The sequence below is a fragment of the Gordonia malaquae NBRC 108250 genome (assembly GCF_000344135.1).
Taxonomy (GTDB): domain Bacteria; phylum Actinomycetota; class Actinomycetes; order Mycobacteriales; family Mycobacteriaceae; genus Gordonia; species Gordonia malaquae.
Genome location: NZ_BAOP01000011.1, coordinates 132,404 through 151,112, shown reverse-complemented (window position 1 = coordinate 151,112; position 18,709 = coordinate 132,404). Strand labels below are relative to the sequence as shown.

Below are 18,709 nucleotides of genomic sequence, written 5' to 3'. Positions count from 1 at the left end.
ACGAACGGTGTCACGCGGCAATGGTCTCCGGTGGTGACTGATCGCACCACAAACGGCATTGGCCTGCACGTCGAGGCTGGGTATGGTCAGGGGAGTGGCCGGAACTCGGCCCCCGGACGAGCACACCGTACCCGGCCTGCGACAAGACGGTGTTTGTTCGAAAGGTGCATCTCATGTCGTGGATCATTCTTGTCGTGTCCGGGCTGCTCGAAGCCGTATGGGCGACCGCCCTCGGAAAGTCGGAGGGTTTCAGCCGCCTCTATCCATCAGTCGTCTTCGGTGTGGCACTGGTCGCGAGCATGGCCGGGCTGGCGATCGCGATGCGCGATCTGCCGATCGGCACGGCCTATGCGGTCTGGGTCGGCATCGGGGCCACCGTCACCGTCGTCTACGCGATGGTCTCCGGGGACGAAGCCGTCAGCATGGTCCGGATCATGTGCATCATTGCGATCGTCGGTGGAGTCGTGGGCCTCAAGCTCGCGTCCTGACATAGAACAGCGGGCGGCCGAATCGAATTCGGCCGCCCGCTGTTCGCGTCTGCTCAGTGCCCAGTGAGCTTGTCCTTCACCGAGTCGATGCCGTCCTTCACCTTGTCGGCCACTTCGGTGGCCTTCTCACGAACCGCGGCGAGCCCCTGGTCTGCCTGACCTTCGGCCTTCAGGTCGTCGTCGCCGATCGCGGCGCCGGTCGCCTCCTTGGCGCGGCCCTTCAGATCGTCGGCCTTGTTCTGTGCGTCGTCTGCGAGTCCCATGGTGTGAATCTCCCTTCGATCGAGCGCTCAACCCTTCCGGGTGGTCGTCCGATTGGACGACACCACCGACGCTACCGAAGAGCGCCGGGTCTCGCAGTGGTCAGACTCGTTGTGAGTTCATCGGGCACGCCGCAGTGCGGACCGCGTCAGAAATCGCCGTGAGCTGCACGAAGGGACCGAATGGCGCTCACCAGAGCACGTGATTCGTCGGAGGGCATGCCTATGTCGGCGAACACAGTGTTCAGGGCTGCAGTGGCGAGTTCGACACGGTCGCGGCCCGCCTCGGTGATCGCGACGAGGGTCGTCCGGCCGTCTGTCGGGTGCGGTCGGCGTTCGACGAGCCCGGCGTCGACGAGGCGCGCGATCGCACTCGTCGTCGACGAGACGTGCACTTGGAGACGGTCTGACGCCTTGGAGATGGGGAGTTCGCCGTGGCGAGTGAACGCGAGGAGACGCAGCAGTTCGAAACGTGCGAAGGTCAGACCGAAGGGCTTCAACTCCTGCTCGACGCGCGCCAGCATGATCTGATGCGCACGCATGACGGACGTGACCGCCTCCATGCCATCGGCGATCTCACCACCCCAGCCGGCGTCCTCCCAATTGCGGCGAGCCCGCGCGATCGGATCACGGTCGTCTCGCACGGGCCCTCCTCTGGTCTGGGTGCTCACCGAGTCTCGGTCAACGCAAGGTGTCGATTATCGCACTGAAGTCGAGATGTCCGTGCTCGGCGGCATACGCGGCGTACAGTCCTGCCGCATGCGAGCCGAGCGGCGCCGTTGATCCCGTCGCTGCGACGGCGTCCATCGCAAGGCCGAGATCCTTGTTCATGAGCGCAGTTGCGAACCCCGGCTTGTAGTCGTTCTCCGACGGCGCCGTGGGCACCGGACCCGGGACGGGACAGTTCGTGTGCAACGCCCAGCAGTTGCCCGTCGCACCCGTCACGACGTCGTACAACGCCTGATCGGCCAGACCCAACTTCTCTGCCAGCACAAACGCCTCACCCACGGCGATCTGCTGGACCGCCAGGATCATGTTGTTGCACAACTTGGCAGCCTGGCCGTTTCCGGAGCCGCCGCACGGCACGACCTTTCCGGCCATCGGCTCGAGCACGGGGTCTGCAGCGGCCACGGACGAGTCGTCTCCGCCGACCATGAAGGCCAAGGTGCCCGCGGTGGCGCCCTTCACGCCGCCCGACACGGGTGCGTCGACCTGCCGCATGCCCGCGGCCAGTGCCTGCTCATTCACGTGGCGTGCGTCCTCCACGGAGATCGTCGACGAGTCGATGAAGACAGTGCCCTCAGCGGCGACGGGGAGGACGTCGCTGTACACGGCTTTCACGATCGCGCCGCTCGGCAGCATCGTGATGACAGCGTCCGCGCCGTCGACGGCCGCCCGTGCCGAGTCGACGGGTTGGACGCCGTGCTCGGCCGCGTGGGCGAGCGCAGCATCCGACAGGTCGAACCCGACGACAGTGTGACCTGCGGCGATGAGGTTCGCGGCCATCGGTCCGCCCATGTTGCCGAGTCCAAGGAATGCGACTCGCATCGATTGCCCTCTCGTTTCACTCGTCCCGTTCATCGGGTCTTCTCCTTCGTGACGCGGGCGGCTTCGGCGCGGCCGATGACCATCCGCATGATCTCGTTGGTGCCTTCCAGAATGCGGTTCACTCGCAGATCGCGGACGATCTTCTCCACACCCGTCTCATGCAGGTAGCCGTACCCGCCGTGCAATTGCAGGGCCTGGTCGGCGATCGTGAAGCAGTGCTCGGTGACGAACCGCTTGGCCATCGCACACAGTTCCACCTTGTCGAGGTCTCCCGAGTCGACGGCCTCTGCCGCACGCCACAGCATCAGCCGTGATGCCTCGAGGTTCATCGCCATCTCCGCGATAGTCGCGCGAATCGTCGGTTCGTCGATCAGAGGCGCTCCGAATGCGTGCCGATCGGCTACGTACTTCAGGGCGGCGTCGTACGCAGCCTGTGCGCCGCCGAGCGAGCAGGCGGCGATGTTCAACCGTCCGCCGTTGAGCCCGTTCATGGCGATAGAGAAGCCGGTTCCCTCTCCATCGACGCCGCCGAGCATGGCGTCCACCTGGACTCGGACGTCGTCGAAGACCACCTGCGCGGTCGGCTGGTTGTGCCAGCCCATCTTGGCCTCCGCAGGTCCGAACGACAGCCCGGGCGTATCGCGCTCGACGACAAACGTCGAGATGCCGCGGGCTCCTGCATCGCCGGTGCGGGCCATGACCACGTACACGTCTGACACTCCGCCACCGGAGATGAACTGCTTGGACCCGCGCAGGACCCACTCGTCACCGTCCCGTCTGGCCGACGTCGACAAGGCGGCGGCGTCCGAGCCCGCGCCCGGCTCGGTGAGGCAGTAGCTCGCCATGAACTCCATCGACGCCATCTTCGGGACGAAGCGTTTGCGCTGTTCGTCGGTGCCGTAGGTGTCGACCATCCACGTGCACATGTTGTGGATCGACAGGAACGCCGCCGTCACCGGATCGGCCTTGGCGAGCTCCTCGAAGATCCGAACACCGTCGATACGCCGCAGTCCGGATCCACCCACATCTTCTCGGGTGTAGATCGCGGCCATGCCGAGCGACGCGGCCTCCACCATCTCCTCGACGGGGAAGTGCTTGGTCGCGTCCCACTCCAGGGAGTGCGGTGCGAGGCGCTTGCGCGCGAAGTCACGCGCCGTCTCGACGACGATCCGGTCGTCGTCGTTCAGAACCGGGTAGGGCATGCCCGAGCCTCAGTTCATCGTCGGGATGGAGAACTCGGCGCCGTCCTTGATGCCCGACGGCCACCGCGACGTGACCGTCTTGGTCTTCGTGTAGAACATGATCGACGCAGGTCCGTGCTGATTCAGGTCGCCGAAACCGGAACGCTTCCAGCCGCCGAACGTGTGATACGCGACGGGAACCGGGATCGGCACGTTGACGCCGACCATGCCGACCTCCACACGCGAGGTGAAGTCACGGGCGGCGTCGCCGTCACGGGTGAAGATCGCGACGCCGTTGCCGTACTCGTGCTCGGTCGGCAGGGCGAGCGCCTCCTCGTAGTCCGCAGCCCGGACGATCGTGAGGACGGGACCGAAGATCTCATCCGTCCAGATCGACATGTCCTTGGTGACGCGGTCGAAGAGGGTGGGGCCGAGGTAATAGCCGCCGGAGATGTCGACGCCGTTGAACTGTGCGTCGTCACTGCCGCGGGTCCGACCGTCGACGACGAGCTCCGCGCCTTCCTCGACGCCCTTGTCAATGTAGTTCTTCACGCGCTCGAGTGCGGCAGCACTGACAAGCGGACCGTAATCGGCGGCCGGGTCGTGGCTGTGGCCCACGCGCAGGGCCGCGATGCGCTCGACGAGCTTGGCGCGCAACGCTTCCGCCGTCTCCTCGCCGACCGGAACCGCCACCGAGATCGCCATGCACCGCTCGCCCGCCGAGCCGTAGCCCGCGCCGATGAGGGCGTCGACGGCCTGATCGAGATCGGCGTCCGGAAGGATGATCATGTGGTTCTTGGCGCCGCCGAACGCCTGGCTGCGCTTGCCGTTCGCGGCGCATGTCGAGTAGATGTACTGCGCGATGTCGGAGCTGCCGACGAAGCCGACGGCCTTGACCGTCGGGTTGTTCAGCAGCGCGTCGACGGCGGTCTTGTCGCCGTGCACCACCTGGAACACCCCGTCGGGGAGTCCGGCCTCGGAGAACAGTTCGGCGAGCCGCACCGGAACCGACGGGTCGCGTTCGGACGGCTTCAGGACAAACGCATTGCCGCACGCCAACGCGGGGCCGGCCTTCCAGAGCGGGATCATCGCGGGGAAGTTGAACGGAGTGATGCCTGCGACGACGCCGAGCGGCTGACGCATCGAGTAGACGTCGATCCCCGTGCCCGCACCCTCGGTGTACTCGCCCTTGAGCAGGTGGGGGATGCCGATCGAGAACTCGATCACCTCGATGCCGCGCTGCACGTCGCCCTTGGCATCGGCGATCGTCTTGCCGTGCTCGGACGACAGGAGCTCGGCCAGCTCGTCGATGTTCTGGTTGACCAGATCGACGAAACGCATCATGACGCGGGCTCGACGCTGCGGGTTCCACGACGCCCATTCGCGCTGCGCGACTGCGGCCGACGCGACGGCGGCGTCGACGTCGGCGGTCGACGCGAGTGGGACCTGCGCCTGCACGGCGCCGGTGCTGGGGTCGTAGACGTCGGCGGTCGCGCCGGTGCCTGCGACGCGTGCGCCGTCGATGTAGTGGTCGATGGTGCGCAGATCGCCCATGTGAAACAGCCTCTCGTACAACTCTCCAGGTGGTCACGATCACCATAAACTTGGATGTCCAAGTAATGCAATAGGTTGGACGTCCTAGTTTTCTTCCGGGGGATGGTCGAGTCGTGTCGGCCTGCCCCCGATCAGGTCGGCCCACCGCCGCTGAATCGGCCCCCACCTGCGGTCGAATCGGTCCAGGCGGCGGCGGGCCAAGCTTCTCCGGTGCTCGTCGTAGCGGAGGCGGGCCCAGAGTGACGTGGGCCGGGCGAGCCGAATCGCGGCGATCCATGCGACCGGCGCCACGAACACGCCGACCACGGCCGTCGGGTACTTGCCCTTCAATGCGACAACCGCGACTGCTGTCAGGTTGAGCGCGAGAAACACCATCAGCGCGTACCGGATCCACAGAACCGCCCCGGACAGCCCCGGCACGCTGGCGGGAGACAGGCCGACGACTGCGAGGCACAGACACGCGGCGGCCAGCGTCGCCGCGCCGATCGACATCTGGCCTTCTTCGCTCCAATACACATCTCGCAGGCGGAAGATCATCGCGAACTCGTCGAGGACGAGGGCCGAGCCGCTCCCGACGGCGAACGCGGCGAGGTATGCCCAGACGGACAGCGTCGGGGCGCCCACCGCGGTGAGGCCGCCGCCGATCACCATGACTACTCCGGGTGTGGAGTGGTGCAGATGGACGCCGTCGATGTTGATGTTCCCGAACGGGCCGATGCCGGCCCGGATGAGCCGAGTGATGATTCGGGTGACCAGGAACGTCACCACGAACGCGATCAGGGCGAGCAACAGCGGCCCCTTGCCGCCGTGGACCACTTCGTGACTCCACCACCAGTTGAACCAGTGCATGGACCCATCCTTGTCGGACGAACCTACGGCCGGGGCTGTTCCGTGTCGAATGCTCCCGCTCCGGCGAGCGTGTACGCCACCGAGTCGGCGATGAACCGGTCGTCGAACGTCCTGTTGCCGAGAAGCGCGCGCATGTAGGCGGGGGCGACGAGGGCTTCGATGACTCGATACGGGTCGGCGGTCGACGGCAGTTCTCGGCGGTCGACGGCCCGTTCCACGATCACCGACGACGCCGCGAATCGGTTGCTGAAGAATGTCGAGCGGGCCTCGTCGACTGTGGTGGCGCCGTCGAGTGCGGCCGCGCTCCGCACCACTCGAATCACCTCCGGCCGACTCAAGAGATCAACGATCTGTGTGAGCAGCTCGCTCAGATCGCCTTCGAGTGAGCCGGTGTCGGGTATCGGGTTGTCGGCATCGGCCAGCCTCAGCAGCGCGGCAGCGACCAGGTGGTCGGTTGACGGCCACCGTCGGTACACGGTGGTCTCGGCGACTCCGGCCTCCTGTGCGACGGCGCGCATCGTCAGCCCGATGCGTCCACCGCTCAGCAAGAGTTTCAGTGCGGCGGTTTCGACGGCCTCCTGCACACGCGCGGAACGCCCGCCGGTGCGTCGGATGGGCGGTTTGGTGTCGGGCACGACTTCCATTCTTGCCGGATCGGGGGGTTGACGCCGTGAAATGACGCGCCTAGCGTCACTTAACGATAGTTCACCTAGCGTTAGGAACGAGATGGCCCTGCCTGAACTCGACATCACGGCGACTATCAATGGTCGGCAGGTGTCTCGCGCCGACGTCCTCGCCTGGGAGGACAAGCGAATCGACGCCGCGGCGAAGAAGCTCGGGGTTCCGGCGCCGGACCCGATGCCGGTCAGCGAACGTCGCGAGGAGTGGCTGCAGATCAAGCGGGCCTCGGTGACGATGAGATTCTCCGTCGACTCGAGCGCGATGCGCGGATCGCCGACATTGTGGGACGTGCGCAGGCATCACTCAGCCGGCGTCGACGCATCTGCGTCACCGAACTCCACGTGCCTGGAGGGACCGCGCAAGAGTTCGCCGACTTGTTCACCGAGATCACGTTCTCCTCGAACCAGGACGCGATGGAACGCTCCTGCCCGGACCATTTCGTGCTTCGCATGGCAGGAGGCCGACAGCAGGTTCTCGAGACGAACGGGGGCAGCCCGTTCGCGGCTCTCTTCGACATCGACTACGACGACGTGTCCAGTCTGGTCACGCCGATCGACCCGCAGTTCCCGGTGCGGCTCGACGGCGTCGCGATCAGTTCAACGGGCCGCCCGATCGGCGGCGTCCGGCACCAGTTCCGCGACACCGCCGACGGCGTCCACGCGCGACTGCTGGTCGAGTTCCCGCTCCCGATGCTGCAGACCGTGATCTCCGGACATCAATGGCATCTCGCCTGCGAGTTCTCCAACTGGTTCGAGGCCGCGTTCGCCGACTGAAAGCCTCCCCGCTACCTGCCGGACCAGTTCGGCGGACGCTTCTGTACAAACGCCACGATGCCCTCACGGGTGTCCTCGCTGACCAGGACAGTGTTCAAGACGTCGAGGCTCTGTCGGACGGCGGTCACGGTCTCGGGTTCGGCGTCGGCCCGCGCCACCGTGCTGATCGACGAGCGGACCGCGACCGGCGACGCTGCGAGGATCTCCTGTGCGACGGTCCGTGCGAGGTCGAGCACCTCGCCGTGGGGAGCGACACGGGAGACCAGGCCGCGAGCGAGCGCTTCCGCCGCGTCGATTCGACGACCGGTCAGGATCATGTCGCGCGCAAGCGCGGGCGGGACGACGCGCGGGAGGCGAACGAGCCCGCCGGCAGCCGCGACCAGCCCGACCTTCACCTCGGGAAGTCCAAAAGTCGCCTTCTCGTCGGCGACGATCACGTGACAGGCCAGGGCGATCTCCAGGCCTCCACCGAGGGCGAAACCGTTGACCGCCGCGATGATGGGCTTGGGCAGGCGAGTGCGCGCCGTGAGGCCCGCGAACCCGTTCTCCGGCATCGACAAGCCGCTTCCGCCCGCACTCGCAGCGAGGTCGTTGCCCGAGGAGAACGCCTTGTCGCCTGCGCCGGTGAGGATCGCGACCCAGAGGTCGGGGTCGGCGAAGTAGGCGTCGAAGACGGCGTCGAGCTCGGCGTTGGTCGCCGGACTGATCGCGTTGCGGGAGTCCGGACGATTGATCACCACTTCGAGGACGTGCCCGTCCCGCCGGACGATCAGGTCCTGGTACTCGTCGGCGAAGCCGACCGCGGGCCGGGGATGGCGTTCGTCCAGTTCAGAGCGGGTGGCCGTCACGACGTTCCGGGAGGCTGACGACCGCGCGTACACGGTCTGCCCGATCGGATCGCCCGGTCCGGTCAACAGGTCGAGCAGCGCGTCGCCGTCGGCGGTGGCGATGAACCTTGTTCCGTCGTACAGGCGTCCGATCACGGTCCCCGCACGGTCGTCACGGTCTGGATTGAGGACGGTGAACGTCTCGATCGTCGCGCGCCCGTCGGCGTATCGACTGATCTCCACTCGCGGCGCCACGTCGAGCTCCGCCTGCACGGCGTGAGAGGTGGACGGCGCGAGAGCGCGCGGCGTCGTCGAGTACAAGCCGACCGAGTACTTGCTCATCACACCGCCGTTCGCGGCGACGAGTCCGAACGAACCGGGTGCGCGTCGGGATCGGTCGACGATCTCGACGATCGCGTGCATCGAGTAGTTGTTGCCCGGACCGCCGAAGTAGGGGAGACCGCCGGTGACCGTCAGGCCGCGAGGATCGTCGGCTGCCAGGCCGAGTGCGTCGGCGGCGTTCGAGACGGCGATGGGGAAGCAGCTGTACAAGTCCAGCGAGCTGACGTCATTGATGCCGATGCCCGCCATCTCCAACGCTGCATCGAGCGCGGCCGCCGCAGCGGGGGACCGGGACAGATCGGGGCGTTCGAGCAGCGGCGGTTCGCGCAGGTCGGAGTACCCGTGCAGGAAAACCCACCGTGACGGATCGATGCCTGCTTTCGTCGCCGCTCCCGCCGACATGAGGACCACGGCGGCAGCCTGATTGACCTGGTCGCGTGAGACGAGTCGGCGCGTGTACGGGACGGAGACGCGCCGATTCTCCTCTGTCGGGACGGCGAGATCGTCGGCCGAGTGCACGTGTGTGCTCGCCGAATGGGGATTCGACTCGGCGACGTGAGTCATCGGCGCGAACAACGTGCCCATGTCGGAGGCGTACTCCGACTGCGACAGACCAAGCCGGTGGCGGCGCGCGTTCTCCAGCAGTGAGTACTGCGCGATCGGGATCACCACGCCGTGCTTCACCTCGTCGATCGAGGTGAGGCCTGCGATCTGGTAGCCGCGGTCCTCCAGTTGTCCCTCGAGATCCTCCGTGAAGTCGGGGCGTTCATCCTGCTTGAGGGCGGCACGGACCGTCGATATCACCTCGGCACCGAACAGGAGGACGGCATCGGTGCGGCCGAGGCTGATCTCCGTTGCGAACTCGGTGACCAGGTGCTGCGGGCTCTGGCCGCCGGTGACCTCTTCGACGGCCCGGCGAGGGTTCATTCCGATGCGCGCCGCGACAGCACGCGGCATGTTGTTGGGCCGGCCCAGCGGAGACGACGACGCCGGACTCGACTTCTCGAACGACCGCACAGCGGCCGCGACGTCGATCAGTGCCGCGACCTGCGCCGGGTCGACACCGGTGTCGGCGAACGCGGCGCGGGCGGCGTCGGCCGCGAGATCCGCTTCGCCGAGCCCACGGTAGTCGGCGTCGCCGAGGCGTTCGGACGCCTGACCGACGCCTACGATGACGGGAGTGGCCGGATCGATGTCGCCGGCGGTCGTGATTGCCATGACGCTACGTTCCCACGTTGCCATTGGCTGATGGCATTCAGGTAGTGGTGGAAGGGATATCGATGTTCTCCATGGCGCCCACAGACGCCGCGATGTACTGGTTGGGACGAGGCACCGTGAACGACCAGTTCCTGCTCTTCGCCTTCGACCGCGGTGGAGTGCCGGACGTCGTGCAGAAGCTGCGTCGTCGTGCCGCGGCCATAGCCGACCTGCACCTGGCTGTCCGCACGGTGCCCGGTGACCTCGACTTCCCGCGCTGGGCGCCCGCACCGATCCGAGATGACGCGATCGTCGTAAGACCCGGTGACGATTGGCCTGCCTGTCTGGCCGCCGTCACCGCGCTCCGTCCACTGCGCGAATCGTCTGCGCTGTGGCGGGTGCACGTGTTCGACGCAGTCGCCGGGGTTCCACGGGTCGATGGACTGGGACGTGTTGCCGTGCTCCAGATATCGCATGCGGTGGGCGACGGCCGACGTGTCTCGGCGATCGCCCGCGCACTGTTCAGCCGCGAGCCCGCACCGTTCCTGCGGGACAAACGTGTGGCGATCGACGACACTCGTTTGGCTGCACTGAGGTCTGGCCTGCTGATCGGGCCGAATCTGTTGCGTTCGACAGCCCTCGGTCTCGCGGCGTGGGCCGCCGAAGAACCCGACGGTGGTCGCGCGAACGTCGCGCCGACACGGGCGAATGTCAGTCCGGAAGGACCGCGCGAGCTTCGTACCCTCACTGTCGATGCCGCGTCTCTGCGGGTGGCCGGACGATCGTCGACGGTCGGCGTGCTCGTTGGCTTGGCGGAGGTGCTTCCGAGCTTCCTCAACGCGCCCGTCTGCGACGCGTCGGTGGAGCTGACGGTCGCGTTCGACGACGATCGGGATTCGGCGGCGCGGAACTGCTTCCAGACGGTCGGCGTCGGTCTCCATGCAGATGTCCGTGACCGGGGGCTTCGGGCGTCGCTGATCGCCGACGAAATCGCGGCTGCTCGCGCTCGGGTGTCGTCTGCCCAACGCGCGGCATCTCGCCGGGCCGCAGAATCATCGCCGGCAGTCCTTGTTGCGACTGCGGCGCGGCTCGGTTCGGGCGCTCCGCCACCTGCCTCGGTCGCCGGATGGACAGTGGTCTCGCCGGTGTACAGGGGCGCTGCCGACTTGACGCTTGGCGGCGGCGCTGTCCGATTCACCGCGGGATTCCCCTACTTGTCGAGCGCTCACAGTCTTACTCACGGCGTGCACCGGATCGGTGACACGGTCACGCTGTCGGTCAATGCCGGCGGCCGGATCGCTGATGGAGTTGACGACTACATCGCGTCGTTGGCCAGCGTCTTCGCAGAGCTCGCCCAGATCCCGACCGATGGGCCATAAGTCGGCGTATGGTCGGGCGCATGACGTCTTATGTGACCGCGAACCCGTCCACCGGCATCGTCGAGAAGGAGTTCGAGACGCTCTCGGACGACCAGATCGATCCGATCCTCGAACGCTCCGCTGCCGCCTACCAGTCGTGGCGCACCACATCGATCGACGAGCGTGTGGCAGTCCTGCGAGCTACTGCCCAGGCATACCGAGACCGTGCGGCCGAACTCGGCGCCGTGATCTCGAAGGAGATGGGCAAGCCGCTGCCGCAGGCTGGTGGTGAACTCGCCCTGACCGCCATGATCTACGACTGGTACGCCGAGAACGGCCCGGCGCTCCTCGAGACGAAGCAACTCGACCCGCAGGGCGCCGCGGAGTCGTCGGTGACGAGTGTCCCCGTCGGATCGATCCTCGGCATCATGCCGTGGAACTTCCCGTATTACCAGGTGGCGCGTTTTGTCGCCCCGAACCTGTTGCTGGGCAACGTCATCGTGCTCAAGCACGCGCCGATCTGTGCAGAGTCGTCTGCGCTGATGGAGGAGATCGCGCATGCTGCGGGCACGCCGGTTGACGCGTACATCAACGTTTACGCCACCAACGAGCAGGCGGCGACGATGATCGCCGACCGTCGTATCCAGGGCGTGTCGCTGACGGGCAGCAGTCGTGCAGGCGCCGCCGTCGCCCAGATCGCGGCGAGCAACCTGAAGAAGTCGGTGCTCGAACTCGGCGGGTCGGACGCGTTCATCGTCCTCGACAGCCCGGACGCTCGCGCGGCGGGTGCTCAGGCCGCGGGAATGCGCATGATGAACGCGGGCCAGGCCTGCAACTCGCCGAAGCGGTTCATCGTCAAGGACGACCTGTACGACGACTTCGTCGCCGGTCTCATCGACGGTGTGAATGCGCTGGCGGTGGGTGATCCCTCGGAGGCGTCGACATTCATCGGGCCGCTGTCGTCCGTCGCCGCCCGCGACGAGGTCGTCCGTCAGGTGGAGGAAGCGGTGAGCCAAGGTGCGACTCTGCACACCGGCGGTGCGGCGCTCGATCGTCCGGGTGCTTTCATGTCGCCCGGCGTGATCACCGGCGTCACCTCCGACATGAATCTGTACAGCGAGGAGATCTTCGGTCCCGTCGCTGTCGTGTACTCGGTGTCGGACGACGACGAGGCGGTGGCGCTGGCCAACGACGTCGAGTACGGCCTCACCGGCTCGGTCTGGACGTCGGATGTCGAGCGTGGCAAGGACATCGCCGAGCGCCTGGATGTCGGCAACGCGATGGTCAACGAGCACGGAACGTCGCTGCCGGGCCTCCCGTTCGGTGGCGTGAAGCAGTCCGGTTACGGTCGCGAGCTCGGCCAGTGGGGTCTCGGCGAGTTCGCCAATGTGAAGCTCCGTCGCGTCGCCAAGTAGTTCTTGTCTCTGCCTTTCGACTCGCAGAACTTCCCTGCTCCTTGAGTGGAATTGTCCCTGCTCCTTGAGCGAGCCGACCCCTGCTCCTGAGCGAGCCGACCCCTGCTCCTTGAGCGAGCTTGCGAGTCGAAAGGCTAACGTGCAGCAAGGCATGGCGGTGTCCCGCCTGAGCAACTCAGGCGGGGTTCCGCACCACGTCGACCCCGGGTGGGGCCGGCGGTCCGGGCGGTGGTGCCGGGATCCGGCACGACAACCATTTCTCGACCGCCGATCCGGACTTGGTGGCCCGGATGGCCGGGAGGAGCTTCTCCGGCTGGAGCGAGTGGTTGACTTTCCACGGCTCGGTCGAGCCGGTGGGCCGCCAGCCGACCCGGCCCTTGAAGGGGCCGGAGGTGAGGATGGTGGTCTCCCATCCGCCGGGTGTCTTCGCGACACTCCGGTTGTGCGGACCGCAAGCCCCTCCGAGGTGGTTGATGTCGGTGGGTCCGCCGTCTTGCCAATCCGGCATGTGGTGGGCCTGGGTCCGTGACCACGGGGTGGTGCATCCGGGCGCGGTGCAGCCGCGGTCCCGACCGAACAGGGCCAGCCGTTGGGCCAGCGAGGCGAGTCGCTTTCCGCGACCCAGGTACAGAACCTGCGAGGACTGGCCTTCGAACACTTCGAGCCACGGGGTGGCGTCGGCGGCGATGTCGACCAGATCAGTGACCGGCAGACGCGTGCCGGTCGCGGTGACCGCAACACCGGCCCGCTCCTCGAGATCCTCGAGCGAGGCGGTGACGACGAGGTGGGCGGGCAGGGCGACGGAGTCGCCGAGCGCACCGTTGGCCAAGAGATGGTCGAGCATCGCCTCCAACGCGTCGTGATTGCGCTGGGCCTGCGACCGCGTGTCGCGCTCACGAGCGGCTGCGAGTGCTTCGGCGTCGGCACCGTAGGCCGCGCCGCGCGGGGACTCGGGGTCGTCGGGATTGTTCATCCCGGGCTCTGCCCAGAGGGTGAGGATCGCTTCGAGCTTGGCTCGAAGCGACGGGGACAGTTGTGCTCGGATCTTGGACATCAGCCGCTTGTCCTGCGGTTGGATCGCAAATCCGCGGGTGCGGGCGCGATCGGCGTCGTCGGTCAGCGACCCGTCGGGGTCGAGGTGTGCCAGGATCCGGCGGCCGACCTCCCGCGTCCCCTCTGGAGTGAGTTCCCGGGACAGTTCGGCGAGCTCTCGCTCAGCACGAGCCTTGTCCTCGGCGGGGATGGCGGCGGGTATCTCCTCGATGACGGCGACGATCTCGGTGACGTGGTCGACCGACAGGTCGCCATCGGCCACGGCGGCGGCGGTGGCCGGCAGTGCCGGGTCGAGTTGGTCGCCGGAGTAGTTGTACATCGGGCTGATTGCCAATGCTGCGGCGACGCGGCGCTTGCTGGCGCCGAGGCCCAGGCGCAGGGTGGCGGTGAGGTACTTACCCGGAGTCTGGACGCCGGCTTTGCGGTAGGCCCCGCGGGTGGAGACCTCCGCGTACAGGCGGGCGCCGATGCCGTCGGACCGGCGATTGGAACGCTCGAACACCTCGGACATGTGCAGCACGCCGTCGTCTGTCATCGGGGTCAGCGACACCGACGACAGCTTCACCGCCACCGCATCCTGTAGGCGGGCGAGCTCAAGAGGCAAATCGGGGAGATCGAAGGTGTCGGTCATGGTGTTCGCCTCCTTTCTTGGCTGCTGTGTTGATGTCTCCAGTATAGCAATGGTGTGTGACAAATCATATAGTGATCGCTACTCAGTTCGAGTATGTGGCGATGGCAACGCTTCGACTCGCTTCGCTCGCTCAACGAGCAGGGAGGAGCTGCTGTCTCTCAACGAGCAGGGAGGAGCTGCTGTCGCTCAACGGGCACGGAGGAGCTGCTGTCGCTCAACGAGCAGGAGGATTCAACAGTGGGCGAAGTTCGCGGGCTCGAGGGGCGGCGAAACGCGTCGGCCGCACCGGAGAACCGGTGCGGCCGAGGGGGTGAATCTATGCGGGTCTGATCAGAGTCCGGGAGGCTCGTAACCGTTGCGGCCGTTGCCTGCGGGGCCCCGGGTGAGCCGCTTGGGGAGTCTTTCGACCATGCCGCCGATCGGCGCGACCGAGGCGTTGAGCAGTTCGACGACCTCGTTGAGATGATCGACGGTCTCCTGCATCGCCGCGAGGTTCGGGGGCAGTGACGCGAGAGTCTCTGCCAGTTCGGTGAACTTGTCGAGCGGTCCGCCGGGCTCGATGAGCCGGTCGATGGCGCCGCCCTCGCCGAGGAGCTGGTCGAGCAGTCCTTCGTCGCTGGCGGCGCGGTCGAGCAGGCCGTCCTGGCGAGACAGCTTCTCGAGGATGCCGTCGGGTGCAGTGAGCTTGTCGACGATGCCGCCCTCGGATGTGAGGCGTTCGAGGATGCCCTCGTTCTCGGTGAACTGATCGACGACACCGCCGTCGCGGGTGAGTCGATCGAGGGGACCGTCCTTCGCGGCGAGCCGCATCAGGATGCCCTTCTCATCAGTCATCTGGTCGAGGATGCCGCCCTTCTCGGTCAGCTTCTCAAGCAGTCCGTTAGGTGCGGTCAGTCGATCGATGACGCCGTTCGGCTGGATCAGCCGGTCGAGTGGACCACCCGTCGCGAGGATGCGGCCGAATGGTCGGTCGGGGCTCAGCAGGTCGGCGACCTGCGCGAGGATCGTCAGTGGTGCTCGGACGGAAGCTATGTCGGCGGACGTGTGGACGCCCAGGACGTCGTTGACCTCTGTCTCGATGCTGCCGGCCGTGATACGGGCGACGTTGATGATCGACTCGGCCGTGCCGAGCACGATGCCTGCGGTGGCGAATCCGACGCGGAACGGCAGGCTGATGACCTCGCGCGCATCGATGGGTGCCTTGCTCATGCGCGAAGTGTACCCGGCGGTACCACGTACGCCCTACTACTTCTTGGCGGCCGCCTTGACGGCCTTCTTGAACTCGCGGACCTTGATCAAGGAGTCGGCGTCGACCACGTCGGCCACCGAACGGAAACCCTTGCGGCCGTAGTCGCCGGTCACCTTGGTCCAGCCGGCGGGTTTCACATCGAGTTGCTTCGCGAGCAATGCGGTGAAGATCTTGGCCTTCTGCTCGCCGAATCCGGGAAGAGCCCGGATCCGTCCGAACAGCTCCTCACCGCTGCGCGCCGTCGTCCAGATCGACTCGGTGTCGCCGTTGTACTCGTCGACGACGACGCGTGCCAGCTCCTGAATTCTTCCGGCCATCGATCGGCCGTAGCGGTGAATCGCCGGGGGAGTGGCGCACAGATCGGCGAACGACTCGGGTTCGGCGACAGCGATCGCCGCTGGGTCGAGCGTGCCGAACCGGTCCTTGATCTTGGCGGGACCGGCGAAGGCACGCTCCATCGGAAACTGCTGGTCGAGCAACATCCCCGCGAGCAGTGCAAACGGGTCCGTCGAGAGCAGCTCGTCGGCGACCGGGTCCTGAGCAATCTGAATTCTCGCCATACGGCCATGGTAGTGCTGGCACACTGTCGCCATGCGGACACTGGTGGGGACTCGGTCACGGATTGCAGGAATTGCGGCATCGCTGCTCGTTGCGGCGGGAACGGCGGCGTCGATCGTCGGACCGTCGCAGGCGAACGCGGCGCCGTCGGCAGAGCCTCACTATGTGAAGACCATCCGCTGCGACAGCGCCAATCCGTGGCCCAAACCGCGGATCCGACTGCCCGTCGACATCTACACCGGCATCAGGTTCCCGTCTGACGGGCTGCCCGGACCGGCCATCGAACTGCGGGCCAATCAACCGATCACGGGCGACCCCTGGCTCAACATCACCGAGTACACGATCTCCACGCGCGTCAGCTGGCACAATCTCCGCACGGGTCGCCGCGGCGTTGTCGTCACGCCCACTCGTGCCCACCGGGTGACGTGGCAGGCCGTCGTCCGTCCCGGCACGGGCCCGGTGAAGCTGACGATTCGTCAGAAGATCGGTGCGATGGCGTGGAACCCGATGGTGAACCCGCAGTACAGCAGGTGTGGAACGACGATCAACGCGTGGTGATGTTCGCGCCCGCGCCCGCGCGGACCCGAGCGACCGTCGGGCGAGGGTGACCTGAGCGTTCCACCTGTTCCGGCAGATCGGCCTCGATCTGCGCGGCGGCCTCGGCCGATGCGAGCACAACAACTGAGCCGCCGAAACCGCCACCCGTCATTCGCGCTCCATGCGCACCCGCACCGAGGGCCGTGCGCACGATCTCGTCGATGGCGGAGGTGGTGATCTCGAAGTCGTCTCGCATCGACGCGTGGGATTCGACCATCAGACGCCCGACGCCATCCAGATCGCCTGCAGTGAGCGCCGCCGCCGTGTCCAGGACTCGGCTGTTCTCGGTCAAGACATGTCGCGCTCGTCGACGGTCCACCGGATCGTCCACACGACGCCAGTCGTCACCGGCCGCACTGCGCAGCTCGGGGACACCGAGTGCGGCGGCTGCGGCCTCGCATGATCGTCGTCTGGCGCCGTACTCGCCCGCTGCGTGGCTGTGCGGACTGTGCGAGTCGACGACCATCACCGTTGCGTCACCGAGTTCGATCGGCACCGGCGTCACCTGCATCGACCGGAAGTCGATGAGCATCGCGGTGTCGACGGCACCGTGCAGGATGCTCAGCTGGTCCAGCAGTCCGGTGTCGGCTCCGACGTAGCGGTTCTCCGCGTCGTGCGCGACGGCGGCCACCGTCCTCCGGTCCAGATCAGGTCCGCCGGCCGCCGCGGACAAGGCGAGGACCACCGCACACTCCAGCGCCGCAGACGACGACAGGCCCGCCCCGACCGGGACGGCCGACGTCACCACCATCGCGCCACCGGGCACATCGACCCCTCTGCGTCGCAGTGCCCACACACATCCGGCGACGTACGCACCCCAGCCGCCGACGTCGCCCGGGACCGTGTCGAGGCTGATCGTGACCTCCGAGCCGGCGTCGACCGCGTCGGACATCGTCTTGACCTTCAATGACGAGGCGGTCGGGTCCGGATCGAAGTCGACGTGGGTGCCCCGGTCGAGGGCTATCGGCAGCGCGAAACCGCCGTTGTAGTCGGTGTGTTCGCCGATCAGATTCACGCGCCCGGGAGCGTAGGCGCGAACGCCGCTCATCTCATCGCCGCCCGGAGGTCGGCGGCCACGGACTCCGGAGTCCTCTCGGTGATGAACGCGTCGCGGGCCGATTCCGATCCGGCGAGGTACTTCAATTTGTCGGCGGTCCGGCGGATCGAGAACATCTCGGCGTGCAGTCGCCCCTCGGGGGCCTGCGACCGATACTGATGCCATGACGCGACGTACGGGAGCGGCGAACCGTAGAGCGCGTCATACGCGCGCAGCACCGAGAGATAGACGGCGGCGAGGTCGTCGGTCTCGGCGTCCGTCAGTTCCCCGAGGTGGCAGACGTGTCGGTTCGGGTAGACGTGGACCTCTGCAGGCCAGCGAGCGGCGAACGGCACAAAAGCGGTGGTGTGCTCGGTGCGCACGAGCACCCTCTCGCCGTCGTGGACCTCACGATCGAGTATCGCCCGGCTCAACTCGACGCCGTGAATCTCACGGTGCTCGGCCGCCCTGCGCAGCATCGTGTCGGTGCGACGAGTACGGAACGGATACGCGTAGATCTGGCCGTGCGGGTGCGGCAACGTCACGCCGATCTCGGCCCCGCGGTTCTCGAAGCAGTGGACTTCGGCGACGTCGTCGCGCGCGAACAACTCGGTGGTTCGGTGCGCCCACACGTCGAGGACGAGCCGGGCGTCGTCGTCGGAGAGTGCTGCGAACGACCCGTCGTGATCGCTTGTGAAACAGACGACTTCGCAGCGGCCCGCACCTGCGACTTCGGAACGAAGCGGGTCGTCGTCGACCAGCGCGCTCGTCCGACCGGTCAACGAGGGGAAACGGTTCTCGAACACGGCGACCCGGTAGCCGTCGCCGGGGATCTCCGACGACAGCCCTTCCGGGTCGGGGCACAGCGGGCACATCTGCCGGGGCGGATGGTACGTCCGCTCCTGCCGCGAGGGAGCGATGATCACCTGGTCGCCGGTGGCGGGATCGTATCGGACGACACTGACCGGCCCATCCGGGCGCTGGGGCAGATACCGCCGATCGGTCCCGAGAACACACTCGTGACTGTCGCCGAACAACAGGATCTCGCGTCCGTCTGCCAGTCGGCCACGAACAGGTTCAGGAAGGTCTCGAAGCGTCGGCACGCTGAGGAA

At 66.8% G+C, this 18,709-nt stretch carries 18 protein-coding genes and 1 riboswitch; of the genes, 5 read left to right on the top strand and 13 right to left on the bottom strand.

What is annotated here, in order from left to right:
* The first annotated feature begins 91 nt into the window (after positions 1–91).
* Positions 92–156: riboswitch (guanidine-III (ykkC-III) riboswitch) on the top strand.
* A 17-nt stretch (positions 157–173) separates the two neighbouring features.
* On the top strand, positions 174–488 hold the full coding sequence (locus GM1_RS09260; protein ID WP_008378289.1) for a DMT family transporter: 315 nt from the start codon (positions 174–176) through the stop codon (positions 486–488).
* A gap of 53 nt (positions 489–541) precedes the next feature.
* On the opposite strand, the gene GM1_RS09255 is transcribed toward GM1_RS09260, so the two are convergent.
* The 7 genes from GM1_RS09255 to GM1_RS09225 form a co-directional block, all read right to left on the bottom strand.
* A complete protein-coding gene (locus tag GM1_RS09255) occupies positions 542–751 on the bottom strand; it encodes a CsbD family protein (RefSeq protein ID WP_008378288.1) in 210 nt (69 codons plus the stop codon).
* A gap of 146 nt (positions 752–897) precedes the next feature.
* Positions 898–1,392, bottom strand: coding sequence for a MarR family winged helix-turn-helix transcriptional regulator (locus GM1_RS09250; protein ID WP_008378287.1), 495 nt, complete (start codon positions 1,390–1,392; stop codon positions 898–900).
* Positions 1,393–1,429: 37 nt separating this feature from the next.
* Positions 1,430–2,296 (bottom strand): 3-hydroxyisobutyrate dehydrogenase, encoded by an 867-nt coding sequence (mmsB, locus tag GM1_RS09245; RefSeq protein ID WP_040519759.1) that lies wholly within the window; start codon positions 2,294–2,296, stop codon positions 1,430–1,432.
* 29 nt (positions 2,297–2,325) lie between these two features.
* Positions 2,326–3,498 (bottom strand): acyl-CoA dehydrogenase family protein, encoded by a 1,173-nt coding sequence (locus tag GM1_RS09240; RefSeq protein ID WP_008378285.1) that lies wholly within the window; start codon positions 3,496–3,498, stop codon positions 2,326–2,328.
* A gap of 9 nt (positions 3,499–3,507) precedes the next feature.
* Positions 3,508–5,031 (bottom strand): CoA-acylating methylmalonate-semialdehyde dehydrogenase, encoded by a 1,524-nt coding sequence (locus GM1_RS09235; RefSeq protein WP_008378284.1) that lies wholly within the window; start codon positions 5,029–5,031, stop codon positions 3,508–3,510.
* Positions 5,032–5,115: 84 nt separating this feature from the next.
* Positions 5,116–5,880 (bottom strand): hypothetical protein, encoded by a 765-nt coding sequence (locus tag GM1_RS09230; RefSeq protein WP_008378283.1) that lies wholly within the window; start codon positions 5,878–5,880, stop codon positions 5,116–5,118.
* A gap of 23 nt (positions 5,881–5,903) precedes the next feature.
* The gene (locus GM1_RS09225) at positions 5,904–6,515 is read right to left on the bottom strand and encodes a TetR/AcrR family transcriptional regulator (RefSeq protein WP_008378282.1); all 612 of its coding nucleotides are present in this window, start codon (positions 6,513–6,515) and stop codon (positions 5,904–5,906) included.
* 249 nt (positions 6,516–6,764) lie between these two features.
* Here GM1_RS09225 and GM1_RS09220 point away from each other — a divergent pair, with 249 nt between their 5' ends.
* A complete protein-coding gene (locus tag GM1_RS09220; RefSeq protein WP_008378281.1) occupies positions 6,765–7,334 on the top strand; it encodes a hypothetical protein in 570 nt (189 codons plus the stop codon).
* A gap of 11 nt (positions 7,335–7,345) precedes the next feature.
* Here the strand turns inward: GM1_RS09220 and GM1_RS09215 are convergent, their stop codons facing one another.
* Positions 7,346–9,721 (bottom strand): acetyl-CoA acetyltransferase, encoded by a 2,376-nt coding sequence (locus GM1_RS09215; RefSeq protein ID WP_008378280.1) that lies wholly within the window; start codon positions 9,719–9,721, stop codon positions 7,346–7,348.
* 71 nt (positions 9,722–9,792) lie between these two features.
* On the opposite strand from GM1_RS09215, the gene GM1_RS09210 reads away from it, so the two are divergent.
* Positions 9,793–11,079: a condensation domain-containing protein gene (locus GM1_RS09210; protein WP_052005358.1), complete on the top strand. Its 1,287-nt coding sequence runs from the start codon at positions 9,793–9,795 to the stop codon at positions 11,077–11,079.
* A gap of 20 nt (positions 11,080–11,099) precedes the next feature.
* Positions 11,100–12,473: an NAD-dependent succinate-semialdehyde dehydrogenase gene (locus GM1_RS09205; RefSeq protein ID WP_040519785.1), complete on the top strand. Its 1,374-nt coding sequence runs from the start codon at positions 11,100–11,102 to the stop codon at positions 12,471–12,473.
* Positions 12,474–12,648: 175 nt separating this feature from the next.
* Here GM1_RS09205 and GM1_RS09200 read toward each other — a convergent pair whose 3' ends face one another.
* The 3 genes from GM1_RS09200 to GM1_RS09190 form a co-directional block, all read right to left on the bottom strand.
* On the bottom strand, positions 12,649–14,157 hold the full coding sequence (locus GM1_RS09200) for an HNH endonuclease signature motif containing protein (RefSeq protein WP_008378277.1): 1,509 nt from the start codon (positions 14,155–14,157) through the stop codon (positions 12,649–12,651).
* A 330-nt stretch (positions 14,158–14,487) separates the two neighbouring features.
* Positions 14,488–15,366 carry a hypothetical protein gene (locus GM1_RS09195; protein WP_008378276.1) on the bottom strand — a complete coding sequence of 293 codons (879 nt, stop codon included), beginning with the start codon at positions 15,364–15,366 and terminating at the stop codon, positions 14,488–14,490.
* Between the two features lie 36 nt (positions 15,367–15,402).
* Positions 15,403–15,966 (bottom strand): HhH-GPD-type base excision DNA repair protein, encoded by a 564-nt coding sequence (locus GM1_RS09190; protein WP_008378275.1) that lies wholly within the window; start codon positions 15,964–15,966, stop codon positions 15,403–15,405.
* A gap of 31 nt (positions 15,967–15,997) precedes the next feature.
* Here GM1_RS09190 and GM1_RS09185 point away from each other — a divergent pair, with 31 nt between their 5' ends.
* Positions 15,998–16,522 carry a hypothetical protein gene (locus GM1_RS09185; RefSeq protein WP_052005357.1) on the top strand — a complete coding sequence of 175 codons (525 nt, stop codon included), beginning with the start codon at positions 15,998–16,000 and terminating at the stop codon, positions 16,520–16,522.
* On the opposite strand, the gene galK is transcribed toward GM1_RS09185, so the two are convergent.
* Entirely contained in the window at positions 16,509–17,609 is a 1,101-nt protein-coding gene (gene galK, locus GM1_RS09180; RefSeq protein ID WP_008378273.1) for a galactokinase, read from the bottom strand. The genes GM1_RS09185 and galK overlap by 14 nt on opposite strands.
* A complete protein-coding gene (gene galT, locus GM1_RS09175) occupies positions 17,606–18,700 on the bottom strand; it encodes a galactose-1-phosphate uridylyltransferase (protein WP_008378272.1) in 1,095 nt (364 codons plus the stop codon). Before galT ends, galK begins: the two co-directional genes overlap by 4 nt.
* Positions 18,701–18,709 lie beyond the last annotated feature (9 nt).

What these genes read in the sequence shown, in the direction of transcription:
- GM1_RS09260 (WP_008378289.1), top strand. Translation starts at nt 174, where the DNA reads ATGTCGTGGATCATTCTTGTCGTGTCCGGGCTGCTCGAAGCCGTATGG.
- GM1_RS09255 (WP_008378288.1), bottom strand. Translation starts at nt 751, where the DNA reads ATGGGACTCGCAGACGACGCACAGAACAAGGCCGACGATCTGAAGGGC.
- mmsB (WP_040519759.1), bottom strand. Translation starts at nt 2,296, where the DNA reads ATGCGAGTCGCATTCCTTGGACTCGGCAACATGGGCGGACCGATGGCC.
- GM1_RS09240 (WP_008378285.1), bottom strand. Translation starts at nt 3,498, where the DNA reads ATGCCCTACCCGGTTCTGAACGACGACGACCGGATCGTCGTCGAGACG.
- GM1_RS09235 (WP_008378284.1), bottom strand. Translation starts at nt 5,031, where the DNA reads ATGGGCGATCTGCGCACCATCGACCACTACATCGACGGCGCACGCGTC.
- GM1_RS09230 (WP_008378283.1), bottom strand. Translation starts at nt 5,880, where the DNA reads ATGCACTGGTTCAACTGGTGGTGGAGTCACGAAGTGGTCCACGGCGGC.
- GM1_RS09215 (WP_008378280.1), bottom strand. Translation starts at nt 9,721, where the DNA reads ATGGCAATCACGACCGCCGGCGACATCGATCCGGCCACTCCCGTCATC.
- GM1_RS09210 (WP_052005358.1), top strand. Translation starts at nt 9,793, where the DNA reads ATGGCGCCCACAGACGCCGCGATGTACTGGTTGGGACGAGGCACCGTG.
- GM1_RS09205 (WP_040519785.1), top strand. Translation starts at nt 11,100, where the DNA reads ATGACGTCTTATGTGACCGCGAACCCGTCCACCGGCATCGTCGAGAAG.
- GM1_RS09200 (WP_008378277.1), bottom strand. Translation starts at nt 14,157, where the DNA reads ATGACCGACACCTTCGATCTCCCCGATTTGCCTCTTGAGCTCGCCCGC.
- GM1_RS09195 (WP_008378276.1), bottom strand. Translation starts at nt 15,366, where the DNA reads ATGAGCAAGGCACCCATCGATGCGCGCGAGGTCATCAGCCTGCCGTTC.
- GM1_RS09190 (WP_008378275.1), bottom strand. Translation starts at nt 15,966, where the DNA reads ATGGCGAGAATTCAGATTGCTCAGGACCCGGTCGCCGACGAGCTGCTC.
- GM1_RS09185 (WP_052005357.1), top strand. Translation starts at nt 15,998, where the DNA reads ATGCGGACACTGGTGGGGACTCGGTCACGGATTGCAGGAATTGCGGCA.
- galK (WP_008378273.1), bottom strand. Translation starts at nt 17,609, where the DNA reads ATGAGCGGCGTTCGCGCCTACGCTCCCGGGCGCGTGAATCTGATCGGC.